At 73.0% G+C, this 14868-nt stretch carries 19 protein-coding genes; 6 read left to right on the top strand and 13 right to left on the bottom strand.

Annotation, left to right across the window (positions count from 1 at the left end; all coding sequences use genetic code 11):
* Nucleotides 1–73 precede the first annotated feature (73 nt).
* From AB0C02_RS16535 to AB0C02_RS16525, 3 genes are all read left to right on the top strand, one after another.
* On the top strand, nucleotides 74–1519 hold the full coding sequence (locus AB0C02_RS16535) for a M20/M25/M40 family metallo-hydrolase (protein WP_357548911.1): 1446 nt from the start codon (nucleotides 74–76) through the stop codon (nucleotides 1517–1519).
* A gap of 88 nt (nucleotides 1520–1607) precedes the next feature.
* On the top strand, nucleotides 1608–2219 hold the full coding sequence (locus tag AB0C02_RS16530) for a S4 domain-containing protein (RefSeq protein WP_357548908.1): 612 nt from the start codon (nucleotides 1608–1610) through the stop codon (nucleotides 2217–2219).
* A complete protein-coding gene (locus tag AB0C02_RS16525) occupies nucleotides 2216–2374 on the top strand; it encodes a hypothetical protein (protein ID WP_357548904.1) in 159 nt (52 codons plus the stop codon). The genes AB0C02_RS16530 and AB0C02_RS16525 overlap by 4 nt, the downstream gene beginning before the upstream one ends.
* 12 nt (nucleotides 2375–2386) lie before the next feature.
* Here the strand turns inward: AB0C02_RS16525 and AB0C02_RS16520 are convergent, their stop codons facing one another.
* The 4 genes from AB0C02_RS16520 to AB0C02_RS16505 form a co-directional block, all read right to left on the bottom strand.
* The gene (locus AB0C02_RS16520; protein ID WP_357548903.1) at nucleotides 2387–2920 is read right to left on the bottom strand and encodes a GNAT family protein; all 534 of its coding nucleotides are present in this window, start codon (nucleotides 2918–2920) and stop codon (nucleotides 2387–2389) included.
* A gap of 83 nt (nucleotides 2921–3003) precedes the next feature.
* Nucleotides 3004–3297: a DUF6510 family protein gene (locus AB0C02_RS16515; RefSeq protein WP_357548901.1), complete on the bottom strand. Its 294-nt coding sequence runs from the start codon at nucleotides 3295–3297 to the stop codon at nucleotides 3004–3006.
* Nucleotides 3298–3313: 16 nt separating this feature from the next.
* Nucleotides 3314–4075 carry a ferredoxin reductase gene (locus tag AB0C02_RS16510; RefSeq protein ID WP_357548900.1) on the bottom strand — a complete coding sequence of 254 codons (762 nt, stop codon included), beginning with the start codon at nucleotides 4073–4075 and terminating at the stop codon, nucleotides 3314–3316.
* A 1-nt stretch (nucleotide 4076) separates the two neighbouring features.
* Nucleotides 4077–4667 (bottom strand): sulfite oxidase-like oxidoreductase, encoded by a 591-nt coding sequence (locus AB0C02_RS16505; protein ID WP_357549068.1) that lies wholly within the window; start codon nucleotides 4665–4667, stop codon nucleotides 4077–4079.
* Between the two features lie 83 nt (nucleotides 4668–4750).
* Between AB0C02_RS16505 and AB0C02_RS16500 the strand changes: the two genes are divergently transcribed.
* The gene (locus AB0C02_RS16500) at nucleotides 4751–5899 is read left to right on the top strand and encodes a CaiB/BaiF CoA-transferase family protein (RefSeq protein ID WP_357548899.1); all 1149 of its coding nucleotides are present in this window, start codon (nucleotides 4751–4753) and stop codon (nucleotides 5897–5899) included.
* Nucleotides 5900–5957: 58 nt separating this feature from the next.
* On the opposite strand, the gene AB0C02_RS16495 is transcribed toward AB0C02_RS16500, so the two are convergent.
* Nucleotides 5958–6362, bottom strand: a complete 405-nt coding sequence (locus AB0C02_RS16495; protein ID WP_357548897.1) for a DUF2267 domain-containing protein — start codon at nucleotides 6360–6362, stop codon at nucleotides 5958–5960.
* A 162-nt stretch (nucleotides 6363–6524) separates the two neighbouring features.
* Here AB0C02_RS16495 and AB0C02_RS16490 point away from each other — a divergent pair, with 162 nt between their 5' ends.
* The gene (locus AB0C02_RS16490; RefSeq protein ID WP_357548895.1) at nucleotides 6525–6797 is read left to right on the top strand and encodes a DUF2795 domain-containing protein; all 273 of its coding nucleotides are present in this window, start codon (nucleotides 6525–6527) and stop codon (nucleotides 6795–6797) included.
* Between the two features lie 254 nt (nucleotides 6798–7051).
* Here the strand turns inward: AB0C02_RS16490 and AB0C02_RS16485 are convergent, their stop codons facing one another.
* From AB0C02_RS16485 to AB0C02_RS16475, 3 genes are read right to left on the bottom strand one after another with little or no spacing between them, the layout of a single operon-like run.
* The gene (locus AB0C02_RS16485; protein ID WP_357548894.1) at nucleotides 7052–7717 is read right to left on the bottom strand and encodes a hypothetical protein; all 666 of its coding nucleotides are present in this window, start codon (nucleotides 7715–7717) and stop codon (nucleotides 7052–7054) included.
* 31 nt (nucleotides 7718–7748) lie between these two features.
* A complete protein-coding gene (locus AB0C02_RS16480) occupies nucleotides 7749–8720 on the bottom strand; it encodes a pirin family protein (protein ID WP_357548891.1) in 972 nt (323 codons plus the stop codon).
* A gap of 9 nt (nucleotides 8721–8729) precedes the next feature.
* The gene (locus AB0C02_RS16475) at nucleotides 8730–9056 is read right to left on the bottom strand and encodes a hypothetical protein (RefSeq protein ID WP_357548889.1); all 327 of its coding nucleotides are present in this window, start codon (nucleotides 9054–9056) and stop codon (nucleotides 8730–8732) included.
* A 113-nt stretch (nucleotides 9057–9169) separates the two neighbouring features.
* Here AB0C02_RS16475 and gdhA point away from each other — a divergent pair, with 113 nt between their 5' ends.
* Nucleotides 9170–10507, top strand: coding sequence for an NADP-specific glutamate dehydrogenase (gdhA, locus tag AB0C02_RS16470; RefSeq protein ID WP_357548888.1), 1338 nt, complete (start codon nucleotides 9170–9172; stop codon nucleotides 10505–10507).
* Between the two features lie 73 nt (nucleotides 10508–10580).
* Here gdhA and AB0C02_RS16465 read toward each other — a convergent pair whose 3' ends face one another.
* The 5 genes from AB0C02_RS16465 to AB0C02_RS16445 all read right to left on the bottom strand — a co-directional run bounded on the left by AB0C02_RS16465 (nucleotide 10581) and on the right by AB0C02_RS16445 (nucleotide 14770).
* Nucleotides 10581–12035, bottom strand: a complete 1455-nt coding sequence (locus AB0C02_RS16465; protein WP_357548886.1) for a protein kinase — start codon at nucleotides 12033–12035, stop codon at nucleotides 10581–10583.
* A gap of 122 nt (nucleotides 12036–12157) precedes the next feature.
* The gene (locus AB0C02_RS16460) at nucleotides 12158–12361 is read right to left on the bottom strand and encodes a hypothetical protein (RefSeq protein ID WP_357548883.1); all 204 of its coding nucleotides are present in this window, start codon (nucleotides 12359–12361) and stop codon (nucleotides 12158–12160) included.
* 2 nt (nucleotides 12362–12363) lie between these two features.
* Nucleotides 12364–13428 carry a LacI family DNA-binding transcriptional regulator gene (locus AB0C02_RS16455; protein ID WP_357548880.1) on the bottom strand — a complete coding sequence of 355 codons (1065 nt, stop codon included), beginning with the start codon at nucleotides 13426–13428 and terminating at the stop codon, nucleotides 12364–12366.
* Between the two features lie 84 nt (nucleotides 13429–13512).
* Nucleotides 13513–14400 (bottom strand): helix-turn-helix transcriptional regulator, encoded by an 888-nt coding sequence (locus tag AB0C02_RS16450; RefSeq protein WP_357548878.1) that lies wholly within the window; start codon nucleotides 14398–14400, stop codon nucleotides 13513–13515.
* Nucleotides 14401–14506: 106 nt separating this feature from the next.
* A complete protein-coding gene (locus AB0C02_RS16445; RefSeq protein ID WP_357548875.1) occupies nucleotides 14507–14770 on the bottom strand; it encodes a DUF397 domain-containing protein in 264 nt (87 codons plus the stop codon).
* Between the last annotated feature and the right edge of the window lie 98 nt (nucleotides 14771–14868).

The following is a 14868-nucleotide window of genomic DNA, read 5'->3' as shown; positions in this document are numbered from 1 at the left end:
GTAGTGTTGGGGGCCGCCCGCTTCCGTCGCCTGAAGATAGACAGCGGTGCATGCGGCTCGGCAGGATGCGATCATGAGCAGCCACACCGAAGACGGGCGCCCCACGAGGTCGACCCGGCGCACGTTCCTGACCGCCTCCGCCGCGGCCACCGCCGCCACCATCGCCGTACCCCTCGCCGGCACGCCCGCCGCCGCCGCGGAGGCGATCACGCCGCCCGGCCCCGGCCATCCGGCGAAGCCGCAGCAGCCGGGCCGCGAGCTGACCGCCCTGCTGCGCGAGGTAGACCGGGCGCGGATCGAGGCCACCGTGCGACGGCTGGCCGCGTTCGGCACCCGGCACACCCTCTCCAGCCAGGACGATCCGGTCCGGGGCATCGGCGCCGCCCGGGACTGGATCTACGAGCAGCTCTCCGGGTACGCCGCCGCCTCCGGCGGCCGGATGACCGTCGAGCTCCAGTCGTACGTCCAGCAACGCGCCTCCCGGATCCCCACCCCCACCAGGATCACCAACGTGGTGGCCACCCTGCGGGGCGACGTCACACCCAACCGGGTCTACGTGATCACCGGCCACTACGACTCCCGCGCCACCGACGTGATGGACGCGGTGAGCGACGCACCCGGCGCCGACGACGACGCCTCCGGCGTGGCGGTGGTCATGGAGCTGGCCCGGGTGATGGCGACCCGGCGCACCGAGGCCACCATCGTCTTCGCCGCCGTCGCCGGGGAGGAGCAGAACCTGTACGGCTCGGCGTACCTGGCGAAAGAGCTCAAGGCGGCCGGCGTGGACTGCCAGGGCATGTTCAGCAACGACATCGTCGGCAGCAGCACCGCCGACGACGGCACCCGGGACCCGCGTACGGTCCGGCTCTTCGCCGAGGGCGTGCCAACGGCGGAGACCTCGTCCGAGGCGAGCACCCGGCAGTCCGTCGGCGGTGAGAACGACTCGCCGTCCCGGCAGCTCGCCCGGTTCGTCAGCGACGTGGCGGACAACGGGGCCACCGGGATGGGCGTCCGGGTGATCTACCGCCGGGACCGTTACCTGCGCGGCAGCGACCACATCTCGTTCCTGCAACAGGGCTGGCCGGCGGGCCGGTTCACCGAGCCGGCCGAGGACTTCGCCCACCAGCACCAGGACGTCCGGGTGGTCAACGGCGTCCAGTACGGCGACCTGCCGGAATTCTGCGACTTCGAGTACATCACCAAGGTGGCCCGGGTGAACGGCGCGACGCTCTGGTCCCTGGCCCAGGCGCCGGGCACCCCGAAGCGGGTCACCATCGTCACCAGCAACCTCACCAACGACACCACGCTGCGCTGGCAGCGTGGCGAAGAGCCGGACCTGGCCGGCTACGAGGTGGTGTGGCGGGAGACCACCGCCGCCGAGTGGCAGAAGGTGCTCGCCGTCGGCGACGTCACCGAGGTGACCATCGCCCTGTCCAAGGACAACGTCTTCTTCGGCGTACGGGCGGTGGACCGGGACGGCCACCGCAGCCCGGTGGCCTTCCCGAAGCCCGGCAGCTGACCGTCGGGTCACCCGGTCCGGGTGGGGTGGCCTCACCCGACGGCGGGGAAAAGTGGTGGGACCGCGAGAGCCGAGGGAGGAAAACGACATGGCGGTCCGCACCACGCTCCGTCCCGCGCCCGAGGACGTGTTCCCGATCCACCCCGCGTACGGCTACCGGATGAGGCGGCAACGCGATCCGGTGGGCGTACGCGGTGGCCCGCGGCCAGCCCCCGGGGGCCCCTGGTTGGACGACGCCGCCCGACATCAGGTACGCGCCCGCTACAAGCTGCGGGACCGGCAGTTGGCGCGGGCCCTGGTGGCGGCCGTCAGCCAACCCGGTGACTCGGCGGAGAACCTGGCCGGGCAGTTGGAACAGCGGATGGACTCGCTGGTGCACCGGGCCGGCTTCGCCCGCTCCATCAACGAGGCCCGCGACCTGATCGCGCACAACACGTTCACGCTCGACGGCGGGCGGGTCAACCGAGGCTCGTACCTGGTCCGCCCCGGTCAGACCATCGAGCTCCGGCCGGACCGGCAGTGCCGCACCCCGGTCGTCGTCGCGGTCGCCGGTCACCCCGAGGGCGACACGCCGCCGTACCTGGAAATAGAGCCGGACCGTTTCGCCGCGACGCTCACCCGGGAGCCGCAGCGACAGGAGGTCCCGGCGCTGCGGGACGTCCCGATCGCCGTGCAGACGATAGATGGGAAGCCGCTATGAGCATTCTGCCGACCGACCGGCGCGTCTCCAACTACCACCAGCAGAGTGGCCGCCCGCGACTCACCGCCCGCCAACGCCGACGGGTGGAACACAAGCAGGCGAAGTTGCAGCGGCTGACCGGCCAGCGCCCGCAGGAGCGCGGGCCCGGACGCTGAGCCCGCAGCGCGTCAGGCCGGCTCGGGCTCCGGCGCGGTGATCGCCCAGCGCTCATGGTCCCGCCAGGCACCCTCGATGAAGAGGTAGTCCGGCGAGAAGCCTTCCAGCCGGAAGCCCAGCCGGCGGGCCAGGCGCCGGGACGGCTCGTTGCCGGGCTGGATGTTGGCCTCCAGCCGGTGCAGCCCGAGCGCGGTGAAGGCGTGCGCGACGACCAGCCGGATCCCGGCCGAGGCGTGGCCGGTGCCGGCGTACGGCAGGAAGGCGGCGTAGCCCAGGTAGCCGCCGCGTAGCGCGCCCATGACGACGCCGCTGATGTTGGCGTACCCGGCGATCTCGCCGGTGGCCACGTCGCAGAACAGGTAACCGGCGTCGCCCCGCCCCCGGATCTTGCGCAGGTACGCGGCGAACCCCTCAGGGTCGTCCGGGGCCGACAGCCACGGGTGGTGCAGGTCCCGGCTGCGCCGGGCGGCGACAATGAACTCCGCCTCGTCGGCGGGTCGAGGACGCCGGATGCCGACCCGCCCGTCGGAACGCAGATATCTCACGCTGCCCTACTTTCGGCCACCGGCCCCTGCCCTGTCCAACCGGGGTCGCGCGCGGCGCGGGGTCCGGGCCGGCAGGCGAGCCGTTACAGCGGGCCGGGGTGCGGCTGGTCGAACGGCATCGGCACCCGCAGGTAGGTGGTCCCGCGCAGGTCCAGCCAGGCCCGGTCGGGCGCGCGGACCAGCCGCAGCATCACTCCACCGCAGGCCGGACAGCGGGCCACCAGGCCGGGGGCGTGGGAGTAGACGTGCAGCCCGGCCATCGGGCCGACCGCGCCGCAGGATGCGCACCGCCCGGTGGCAGCACTGAGGTCGACCGCGAAGAGTTCCCGCAGCGGCCCGTCGAGCATGTTGCCGTCCACGTAAGACATCGTCGCCATGTGTCCTCCTCGGTGCTCAGCCGGTGGGGCCGAAGCGTTCGGTCTTCACCCGCCCGGTCGGGTGGCCCAGCCCCACCAGCAGGTCCGCCACGGTCTCCACCAAGCCGGTGGGGCCGCAGACGTAGCAGAGGGGTTCGCGGTCCGGCGGCCAGCCGTGGGCGGTCACGTCGGCCCGGCCGATCCGGTGCGGTTCGCCGGGCCAGCCCTCCGGCGCCTGCCGGGTGTAGAGGTACGCCACGTCGAGACCCTGGTCGTCGCGGGCTCGGCGGCGCAAATCGTCGGCGTAGAAGACGTCGGTGGGGCTGCGTACCGAATAGATCAAGCGAAACGGCGCCCGGCTGCCCGCGGCGCGGCGGGCCCGGACCATCGCCATCAGCGGCACCACGCCGGAGCCGCCGGCCACGAGCAACACCGGCGCGGTCTCGTCGGTACGCCAGACGAACCAGCCACCGACCGGCCCACGCACCTCCACCGGGTCGCCCTCCGCGTACACGTCAATCAGGTACGGCGACACCTCCCCGTCGGGCACCCGCTGCACGGTCAGCGCGATCCGCTCGTCCTCGACGGGCGCCGCGAGGGAGTACGACCGGGCCGCCTGGTAGCCGTCGGCGGCGGTGAGCCGGACGTCGAGGTGCTGTCCGGGCAGGTGCCCCGGCCAGCCGGGCACCTCCAGCACCAGCGTCTGCGCGGTCGGCGTCTCGATCCGCCGCTCGGCGAGGCGGGCCACCCGCCAGGTCAGCGGCGCGGCGACCCGGCCGCCTGCGGGGGGCGCGGACACGTCAGTCGCCCTGGTAGCGCTGCTCGCGCCACGGGTCGCCGTAGTCGTGGTAGCCGGCGGTCTCCCAGAAGCCGGGCTGGTCGTCGGCGAGCAGCTGGACGCCGCGCACCCACTTCGCCGACTTCCAGAAATAGAGGTGCGGGACGAGCAGCCGAGCCGGGCCACCGTGCTCGGCGGGAAGCGGGCCGCCGTCGTACGTGTGCGCCACCCAGGCCCGTCCGCCGCGCAGGTCCTCCAGCGGAAGGTTGCTGCTGTAGCCGCCGTACGAGTGGGCCAGCGCGTAGCGGGCGGTGGTGTCGATGCCGTCGAGCAGGGTGTCCAGCGACACGCCCTGCCAGGTCGTGCCGAGCTTGGACCAGCGGGTCACGCAGTGGATGTCGACGGTGGGCGTCTCCTGCGGCAGGCCCATCAGCTCGTCCCAGGACCAGCGGTACTCGGCGCCGGTCTCGGTGGTGAGGACGAACTCCCAGGTGTCCAGCGGCACCTTCGGCGTCGGGCCGGCGGAGAGCACCGGCCAGTCCTCGACGAGGTACTGCCCCGGCGGCAGGGCCGGCTCGGCCGTACGGGGCCGGCCCTGGAAGCCCGGCGACACGATTCCCACCCGTCTGTCGTACCACCTGCCGAGGCAGAGCCCGGCCCCTTCACGGAAGCCGGGACGCCCACTATCGTGGCGCGATGGGCAACCAGGGGCCGCTCACGGGCGTACGGGTGATCGAGCTGGCCGGCATCGGGCCCGGTCCGTTCGCCGCGATGATGCTGGCCGACCTCGGCGCGGACGTGGTTCGCGTCGACCGCATCGCCCGTGGCGGGTTCGGCGACCTTCCCGGGGACCTGCTGAACCGCAACCGTCGTTCGATCGCCGTCGACCTCCGGTCGTCCGGGGGATGCGAGGTGGTGCTGACCCTCGTCGCCGGCGCGGACGCGCTGGTCGAGGGTTTCCGGCCCGGGGTCACCGAGCGGCTCGGCCTCGGCCCCGAGGCCTGCCTCGCCGTCAACCCCGGACTCGTGTACGGGCGGATGACCGGCTGGGGCCAGGACGGTCCGCTCGCCCACACCGCCGGCCACGACATCGACTACCTGGCGTTGACCGGCGCGCTGCACGGCGTCGGCCGGGCCGGTGAGCGCCCGGTGCCGCCGATGAACCTGCTCGGGGACTTCGGCGGCGGCGGAATGATGCTGGCCCTCGGTGTCGTCGCCGCCCTGTACGCGGTCCGCGCCGGCGCACCCGGCCAGGTCGTCGACGCGGCCATCGTGGACGGTGTCTCGGTGCTGGCCACCCAGATCCACTCGCTGCGCCGGGCCGGCAGGTGGCAGGACGCACGCGGGGTGAACCTGCTCGACGGTGGGGCGCCCTGCTACGACACGTACGAGTGCGCCGACGGCCGGTACCTCGCGGTGGGCGCGCTGGAGCCGCGGTTCTACGCCGAGCTGGTGCGGCTCACCGGCTTCCCACTCGACGGCGACGAGGCCCCGGACCGGAGCGACCCGGCGAACTGGCCGGCGCTGCGCGCGGCGTGGGCGCGGCTGTTCCGCAGTCGGTCCCGGGACGAGTGGACGGAACTGCTCGCCGGCACCGACGCCTGCGTCGCGCCCGTGCTGGACTGGGCGGAGGCGCCCGAGCACCCGCACATGGCTGCCCGGCAGGTCTTCGTCGACCACGGCGGGGTCGCCCAGCCGGCCCCCGCGCCACGCTTCTCCGGGACTCCCACCTCCGTACGCCGACCGCCGCCGCGGCCGGGCGGGCACACCGACGAACTTCTCGCGGAGGCCGGCTACGACGCCGCACGGATCGCCGCGTTGCGCACCGCCGGGGCGGTCGCCTGATCCAGCCGGGCGCGGGCCGGCAGTCGTCGCCGGGGTCAGCTGCGCGTCGTGACCGGGGTCAGCCGCGCGTCGCGCCGGGCGCCAGGGCCGGCTCCACCATGTCCCGGTAGTCGCGCGGCATCTGGACGACCACGTCCTCGAACTCACCGCCGGTGACGGCCTCGCGCAGGGTGGTGAAGACCGCCCGCACCGTGTTCCGGGCGGCGTTGCCGTCGATGCCGGCCCGGTGCCCCACGCGGGCGATGAACTCGGCTGCCCCGAACCGGTCGGCCGCCTCGGTGGCGGGATGCGGCTTCAGCATCCGTTGCAGCGGCTTCGGCAACTGCGCGGCCAGGTCCAGCACCTCCCCCCCGGTCAGCCGCTCGGCCAGGGTCTCCAACGCGGCCCGGGTCAGCTCGACCGCCCGTTCCGGGGACGTCCCGGTCCGCTGTGCGACCTTGTCGACGAAGATGTCGTATTTCATCGGGCGTACCCCCTCACGGCTGCCGCGCGGCCCCGGCGTCGTCTACCCACCGGGGCAGGCCGGAAACTGCCGTGAAATTCCGTGGCGGCCGTGCGTGACCGGCCGTCCGCCGGGTAACCGCCGCCGGTCGTGACCGCAATCGAGGCGCGAGGAGCCCGAGCCATGGCGAGTTACACGGATGTCCTTGACTACCTGTCGGCGCTGGACTACCCGGCCGGCAAGGACGACGTCGTCCGCGAGGCCGAGCGGGAGGGTGCGCCACCGGAGGTGTTGCAGGCGCTGCGGGCGTTGCCTCCGGTGGACTACGCCAATGGCACCCAGGTGGCCCGGTCGGCCGGCATCGACGCCGCCCCGGAGGTGGGTCGCTCCCAGCGGGCGGCGCAGTCCCGGGACAAGCGCCACCAGCGGGTGTCGCAGCACCTGCGCGGCATCTGACCGCCGCTCTCCATCATCGGCACGCCGGTCTGATTGGACAGTCCACGAACAGGCGAGCGCCCCGGGTCACGAACCGCGACCTGGGGCGCTATGCAGCACCTGCCCCTGCCGGTCCGCGCCCGAACCGGGTCGCGACCGGCAGGCGGTGAATGTTCGCCCGAACCGGGCGGGCATCAGCTGCCACGATCATCATACGAGACGGGATCGACCGAACGGGTGATATTCGTGAAACTGTGTCCGGCCGCACTCTGCGGTCATCCGGTCAGCTCCGCGTAGCGCTCCTCCAGGTCCACCCTGGCCAGTGCCCCCACCAGCCAGGCCAACCGCTCCGACTCACCGCTGCCGGCGAGCCCCGCGAGGTCGTCGGCGGACCGCCCGAGCCCGAGACGACGGGCCGCGGCGAGCGCGCGCCGATCGGCGACCGGCGCCGCCTCGCGCCACACCGCCTGCGCCTCGCGCAGGAAGAGGACGGTCACCTGATCGTCCACCCCGGGCAGATCGGTGAGCAGTTGCCGCTCCCGCGCCGGATCCTGCTGCGCCGCCGTGCGCAGCCGGCGCAGGTCGCCCCGGTAACGGTCCACGACGGCACGGGCGAGGTCGCCGAGGGTGTCCGCGAGCGCCTCCACATCGCCCCGCTGGCCCGCCCCACGCAGTACGCGTACCCGGTCGGCGTGCAGCGACCGGGCCATCCGCGCGGCGCTGTCCCACCCGTTGTCCCGCAACGCCAGCGCGCTGTCGATCGCCTTGTGGAAGTCGCCCCGGCGGGCGAGCAGAACGGACAGGTAGAGCACCTGGAACAGGTGGGACGGATTGTTGACGACCTGGAACCCGTACCGTTCGGCGAACCCGCGGTTGTCCCCGGCGAGCCGGCGGACCAGCCGCTTCTTGTCCTCCATGCTGGAAATCACACTGGTCGGCATGCCCGCGTCTACCCGGACCGGGGCCGGGCATTCAGCCGAGCACACCGCCGTGCCGATTCCGGGCCTTCAGCCGGACGGTGGGCAGCGCCGGAGCGGACAGCGGCGGCGCCGGGTCGTCGGTGACCGTACCGAAGCGCCGGCCCGCCATCCAGTCCTCCCGGGCCGCGGCGACCTCCTCGTGCGAGCGCCCGACGAAGTTCCACCACATGACCAGGGGCTCCTCGAACGGAGCCCCGCCGAGCAGCATCAGCCGAGCGCCGGGGGCGGCGCGCAGGGTCAGGGCGCTCCGACCGGCCCCGAGGTAGAGCAGGGCACCCGGGTCGAACGACACGTCGTCCACCTCGGCGGAACCGGACATCGCCAGCAGCGCGTACTCGAAGTCGCGGCGCAGCGGCAGGGTGACCGGCGCCGACCCCCGTGTTTCGAGCTGCGCACCCACCAGCGGCGTGTGCACGATCGCCGGGGAACGCTCGCCGCCCAGCTCACCGACCAGCAGAGTCACGTCCAGGTCGCCGTCGTGCCAGGCGGGAAGGTCCGCGTGGTGGGCGAAATCGGCCGCGCCGGCGCGAGCCGGGTCCGGCAGCGCCACCCAGAGCTGAACACCGTGCATCACGGGCGGGCGACCCGCCGGGGACCGCTCCGAGTGGGCGATGCCGTGACCGGAGGTCATCACGTTGAGCTGCCCCGGGCGGATGGGTTGCACGTTGCCCAGGCTGTCCCGGTGCACGATCTCGCCGTCGAGCAGCCAGGTGACGGTCTGCAGCCCGGTGTGCGGGTGCGGCGGCACCTCCATGCCGGGCCGCTCGGCCACGTCGTCCGGTCCGAAGTGGTCGACGAAGCACCACGCCCCGACCATCCGTCGTTGCCGCTGCGGCAACAGCCGCCGCACGGTGGTGTAGCGGCCGAGCGGCACGTCGTGGCCGGGCAGCAGCACGCTGCCCGGGTCGGTGGGCGCCGCGCCCGGTGGGACGGTCTGCGCCGGCAGCGACTCGGTACGGTCCACCGCCCGACTCTACGCGCTGCCGCCGTCCTGGGTCAGGCGGGCGTGCACCTTGGCCGCGCATCCGGACACCACGGACCGCGCGTCCAGCCCCAGGCTCTCTATCGCGACGAGCGCGGTGAACACCACGTCGGCCAACTCCGCCGCGACATCGTCTCGGGTGTGGGTCACTCCCTTGCGTGGGTTCTGCCCGAGTGTCCCGATCCATGCCGCCGCGGCCTCCCCGGCCTCTTCGGTCAGTTTGAGCAGGCGACAGGTCAGCTCGGCGTCTCCGGTGCCGTTGGCGGCGTCCAGCCAGCCGCGGGCGGTTCGGGCTGTCTCCCAGATCAACTCGTCCACCCGCACCAGTGAACCCGATGAGCGTGATTATGGTATCCGGTGACGGTCAGCGCGGACCGATGCGGTGAGGACAACCGGGCAAATGCCCGGTAACCGGAAGGGACGTGTCGGCGATGCCGGAGACGGTCGAAAGTGTGTTCGCAGACGTGGCCAGGCGCAACCCGGGTGAGCCCGAGTTCCACCAGGCCGTACGGGAGGTGCTGGAGAGCATCGGCCCGGCCCTGGCCCACCACCCCGAGTACGCGCACGCCCAGATCATCGAGCGGATCTGCGAGCCGGAGCGGCAGATCATCTTCCGGGTGCCGTGGGAGGACGACCGCGGCCGGGTCCGGGTGAACCGTGGCTTCCGGGTGGAGTTCAACAGCGCCCTGGGCCCGTTCAAGGGCGGGCTGCGCTTTCACCCGTCCGTGTACCTGGGCATCGTGAAGTTTCTCGGCTTCGAGCAGATCTTCAAGAACGCGCTGACCGGCCTGCCGATCGGCGGCGGCAAGGGCGGGTCGGACTTCGACCCGAAGGGGCACTCGGACCGTGAGGTGATGCGCTTCTGCCAGAGCTTCATGACCGAGCTGTACCGGCACATCGGCGCGGAGACCGACGTGCCGGCCGGCGACATCGGGGTTGGCGCCCGGGAGATCGGCTACCTGTTCGGCCAGTACAAGCGGATCACCAACCGGTACGAGTCGGGGGTGCTGACCGGCAAGGGCCTGGCGTACGGGGGCGCGCAGGTGCGCCGCGAGGCCACCGGGTACGGCGCGGTCTTCTTCGCCGAGGAGATGCTGAGGCAGACCGGGGACAGCCTGGAGGGCAAACGGGTGGTGGTCTCCGGCTCGGGCAACGTGGCGATCTACGCCATCGAGAAGGTGCACCAGCTCGGTGGCACGGTGGTGGCCTGCTCCGACTCGGACGGCTACGTGCTGGACGAGGAGGGCATCGACCTGGAGGTGCTGCGCGAGCTGAAGGAGGAGCGCCGGGTCCGGCTCGACAACTACGTCAAGCACCTGCCGCGCGCGGTAGCGGTCTCCGGTCGTAGCGTCTGGGAGGTGCCCTGCGATCTGGCGCTGCCCTGCGCGACGCAGAACGAGATCGGCGGCGCGGAGGCGGCGGCGCTCGTGGCCGGCGGCTGTGTCGCGGTGGTCGAGGGGGCGAACATGCCCACCACTCCGGAGGCGGTCCGCATCCTGGCCGGCGCCGGGGTGAAGTTCGCTCCGGGCAAGGCGGCGAACGCCGGCGGGGTGGCGGTGAGCGGGATGGAGATGCAGCAGAACGCCAGCCGGGACTCGTGGACGTTCGCCCAGTCGGAGCAGCGGCTGCGGGAGATGATGCGCGACATCCACGCCCGCTGCTGGTCCACGGCCGAGGAGTACGGCCTGCCCGGCGACTACGTGGCCGGCGCGAACATCAGCGGTTTCCGGCGGGTGGCGGAGGCGATGCTCGCACACGGCCTGGTCTGAGCGACCACAGTGGGCGGAGGGGGCGGTCGATTTCCCGGCCGCCCCCTCCGGCGACACCGTCCGGGCGGCTCTGTCAGTCGTCGTCGCGGCCGTCGCCGCGAAGTTGCTCGTAGACGTCGAGCAGCCCCTGCAGGTTGTCGGCGGCACCGGCGTCGAGCTTGCCCTCGTCGGCGGCCTTGTCGATTTTCTTGCGCAGGTCGGCGAGGCGCTTGCCCCGATCCTTCGGCTTGCCGCGGTCCAGCTCGGCGGCCTTCTTCCGCAGGTCGTCGGCGGTCTTGCGGTCGATCCTCCCGGTGGCCTGCGCTTCGGCGAGAAGTTCGGCGAGCTGGACGGCGAGTTGGCGTGCGGTGACCGGCACCGGCCGGGTCGAGGTGGCCGGCTCCTCCGGTGGGGCAGCCGACTCCGGCCCGTCGTCTGATGGATCCGGTGCGGGCGGGTCGTCGGCGGGTGCCGTGGTGGCCGCGCCGGCGCCCTGCGGCGACCCCCCGTGGTCGCCGAGCAGCAGCGTGCCGACCAGCCCGAGCAGGAGCGCCACCCCGGCCGCGACCAGCCCGACCAGGAGCCGGTTCGACCGGGCGGGCGGGCGCTGCGGGATCCCGGACGGACGCACCGGTGCGGCGGCCCGGTCGATGAGCGTCGGCGGGTGCGCGGGCCGGGTGACCATGGGCAGGATCGCGGTCGGCGGATCGACCGGCTGGCCGGCGCCGAACCGGGTGGCGAGCTGGGCGGCGCTGGGTCGCCGGTCCGGGTCCACGCGGAGGCAGGCCATGGTGAGTTCGGCCAGGTCGGCGGGGAGCCCGGGGATGTGCAGCGGTGGCACGGGCGGCTGCCGGGCCTGCACGTCGAGCACGTCCTGCCAGGTCTGCACGGGCAGCGGGGCCCGTCCGGTGAGGGTGCGGTAGAGCAGTGCGCCGAGTGCGTACACGTCGCTGGCCGGATTCGGCGGGCCGGGCTTCATCCGTTCCGGGGCGAAGTATGCGGGGGTGCCCATCAACAGCTCACCGGTCTGGCCGGCGAGGGGGTGCCGGGGCCCGGCGAGGGTGGCGATGCCGAAGTCGAGCACCTTCGCGCCGGTTTCGGTGAGCATCACGTTGCCGGGTTTGATGTCCCGGTGCACCACGCCGATCCGGTGCGCGGCGGCGAGGGCGGCCGCGACCTGACCGGCCAGCCGGATCGCCTCCGGCCAGGCGAGCGGCCCACCGGCCAGCCGGTCGGCGAGGGTGTGCCCCTCCACCAGTTCCATCACCAGATAGGGCACCAGGGAGCCGTCGGGCAAGGTGGCCTCGGCGTAGTCGTACACCTGGGTGACGTGCGGATGGGTGAGCCGAGCCGCCGCGCGGGCCTCGCGTTGGATGGTGGCGCGCAGCTGCGGGTCGGCGGCGAGCTGCGTGGCGAGGGCCTTGACCGCGACGGGGCGGTGCAGCACCTCGTCGTCGGCGCGCCACACCTCGGACATCCCGCCGAGCCCGATGCGCTCGTGCAGGACGTACCGATCGTGCAGCCGGAGGGCGGGCGTGAACGGCGACATGGTGATCCAGTCTGCCTGGCGCCTCGGGCCCCGCAGCAACCCGGTACCCGGTTACCCGCCGAGGGCGGAGCCGCGCTGGGGTCGTCCGGTGGTGGCCACGCGACGACCCCGTCGAGCGCGAGTCAGGAGCAGCAGGACGGTGCGGATGCCGGGCGAGGCTCCATGAGATCGGCGAGCCGGCGCAGGGCGCCCGCGGCAGCCAGCCGGGTGGGGGCCAGCCGGGGGCGCGCGGGCCGGTCGGGGCGGACCGGCGCGTCGGGGCGGGCCGAGTTGACGTGGCGCGTCACGGCGTCGACGGCGAAGACGAATCCGGTGGAGTGTTCCATGGTCAACTCCTTGGGGCGGGACCGGTGGAGGTCCGAACGACGAGGTCAGTCGGGAGCAGGACATGTCCGTCGGCCGGGTCGGCCGGCGGTTGGAGCAGCAGGGTGGCGGCGAGGCGGCCCTTTTCCTCACCCGGTTGCCGAACGGTGGTGAGCCCGGCGGAGGCAGCCTCGGCGATGTCGTCGAAGCCGGTGACCGAGACGCGATGCGCCAGCCGCGGGCCGGCCTCGGCGAGCGCGTCGAGCACTCCGAGCGCGAGCACGTCGGAGCAGGCCAGCACTGCGGTGGGCGGCTGGTCGCCGGCCAGGGCGGCGGTGACGGCGGCGGCACCGGCGGCCCGGCTGTTGCCGGTGGCGTTGAGCACGGTGACGGCGGGCCAGTCCACGCCGACGGCGGCGAACGCCTCGGCGAAGCCGGTGAGCCGGCCGCGCGTCGTCGGGTGCGGGGCGTCGGCCGGGCCGACCAGACGCAGTGGTCCGCAAGGGGCGTCGGGCAGCACGGTGTCGCCGAGGAGGGCCACCCGGCGATGGCCGAGCGCGGCGACGTGGTCGGCGATGGACCGGGCGGCGGCCCGCTCGTCGATGCCGACATAGCGGTCGGCCGGGCCGGCGTCCGGTCGGGGGGCAGTGGTGACGTACGGCAGCCCTCGGTCACGGATGGCGGCCAGGGCCCAGTCCTCGTCGCCGGCGCAGTAGACGCAGAAGCCGTCGACCGCCGCGTTGTCGATGGCGGCGCGGACCCGGGCCCGCTCGGTGGGCAGCGCCACCAGCAGGAGGTTGGTGCCGTGCCGCTCGGCCGCCTCGCTGACCCCGGTGAGGAAGCGCACCGCGAACGGATCGGTGAAGGCGTACGACAGTTGGGAGGTGAACAGGACGCCGACCGCGCCGACGACGCCGCGGCGCAGCGAGCGGGCGGTCGGGTTGGGGCCCGAGTAGCCGAGGCGCTGCGCCGCATTGAGGATCTTCGTGCGGAGGGCGGCCGAGAGCTGGTCGGGCCGACTGTAGGCGTTGGAGACGGTGCTCCGGGACACGCCCACCGCGTCCGCGACGTCCTGCAGGGTCGGCTTCACGGGAATCCCTTCTGAATCGATCCAGAAACTGAATCGATTCAGAAACTACCCGCACGAACTGGCGAGGGTCAATGGGGAACCCGGTCAGCCGGCGGTGAGCTCGTCGCGGATCCGGGTGAGCAGCTCGCGGGTCCGCTCCGGGGGCGCCGCCTCCACACAGAGCCGCGCCATGGCCAGCGCGTAATAGTCGAGGTCGTCGCGCTTGTCGAGGTAGATGGCGCTGGTCAACTGTTCGATGTAGACGATGTCCGGCAGGTCCTCGTCACCGAAGCGCAGGATGCTGAAGGCGCCGCTCGCGGCGGCGTGGCCGCCGGCGTCGAAGGGGACGATCTGCAGCCGGACGTGCGGCGCGGCGGTCGCCTCGATCAACGCGTCGAGCTGATCGCGCATCACCTCGACGCCGCCGATCGGCCGGCGCAGGACAGCCTCGTCGAGCACCGCCCAGAGCTGGGGCGGGTCGCTGCGGCGCAGCACCCGCTGACGCTCCATTCGCAGGCTCACCCGGCGGTCGACCTCGCCGGCCGCGGCACCTCGGTGGCCGAGCAGGATCACCGCCCGGGCGTACTCGGGGGTCTGGAGCAGGCCGGGCACGAACTGGACCTCGTACGTGCGGATCAGCGCAGCGGCGGCCTCCAGCCCCAGGTAGGACTGGAACCAGGTCGGCAGCACGTCGCCGTAGCGGTGCCACCAGCCGGGGCTGTTCGCGTCGCGGGCCAGCTTGAGCAGCGTGCCGCGCTCCTGAACGGCGGTGACACCGTAGAGGGTGAGCAGGTCGGCGACGTCGCGCTCCTTGAAGCCGACCCGGCCCAGCTCCATCCGGCTGATCTTCGACTCGGAGGAACGGATCTCCCAGCCGGCGGTCTCCCGGCTCACCCCGGCCCCCTCGCGCAGCCGGCGCAGCTGCGCCCCGAGCAGCATGCGCAGCACTGTCGGCCCGCTGGCCGGACCCTGCTCGGCGGACACCGTCGTCACCTGTCGTCCTTCGCCTGCCGACTGTTCCGGCCGCGCGCCTCAGGCCCGGCCGACGTGTAAGCATGCCATGGACCCTGAGTGAGGTGAACTCCCCCGGATGGCCGAGTCAGTTCCGTCGACGGGACGCACGGCCGACAATGAGGTTGTCAAAGTCGCCGTCTCGGGCGCCGAGTACGAACGCGGCGATCTCGTCGACGGTGTAGATCAGCGCCGGGCCCTCGGGGTGCCGGGAGTTGCGCACCGCGATGCCGGTGCCGTCGGGCAGCTCGGCCAGCTCGACGCAGTTGCCGCTCGGGTTGCTCCGGTGACTCTTCTGCCACCGCAGCGGTGGCAGCTCACTGATGGGTACGCCGTTCTGGGGCTGCTGCATGGGGCCGTCTTTCTGTGCAGAGGCGCCGATGCCGCGGGGAGGAGCGGTGAGTGGCGACGGGGTCGTGCCGACTGTGGATCGAAATGCACGTGCATCTG

The sequence above is a fragment of the Micromonospora sp. NPDC048999 genome, assembly GCF_040649295.1.
In the GTDB taxonomy this organism is placed as follows: domain Bacteria; phylum Actinomycetota; class Actinomycetes; order Mycobacteriales; family Micromonosporaceae; genus Micromonospora.
Note: the sequence above shows the minus strand (reverse complement) of the source record. Positions and strands in the feature narration are given on the sequence as shown.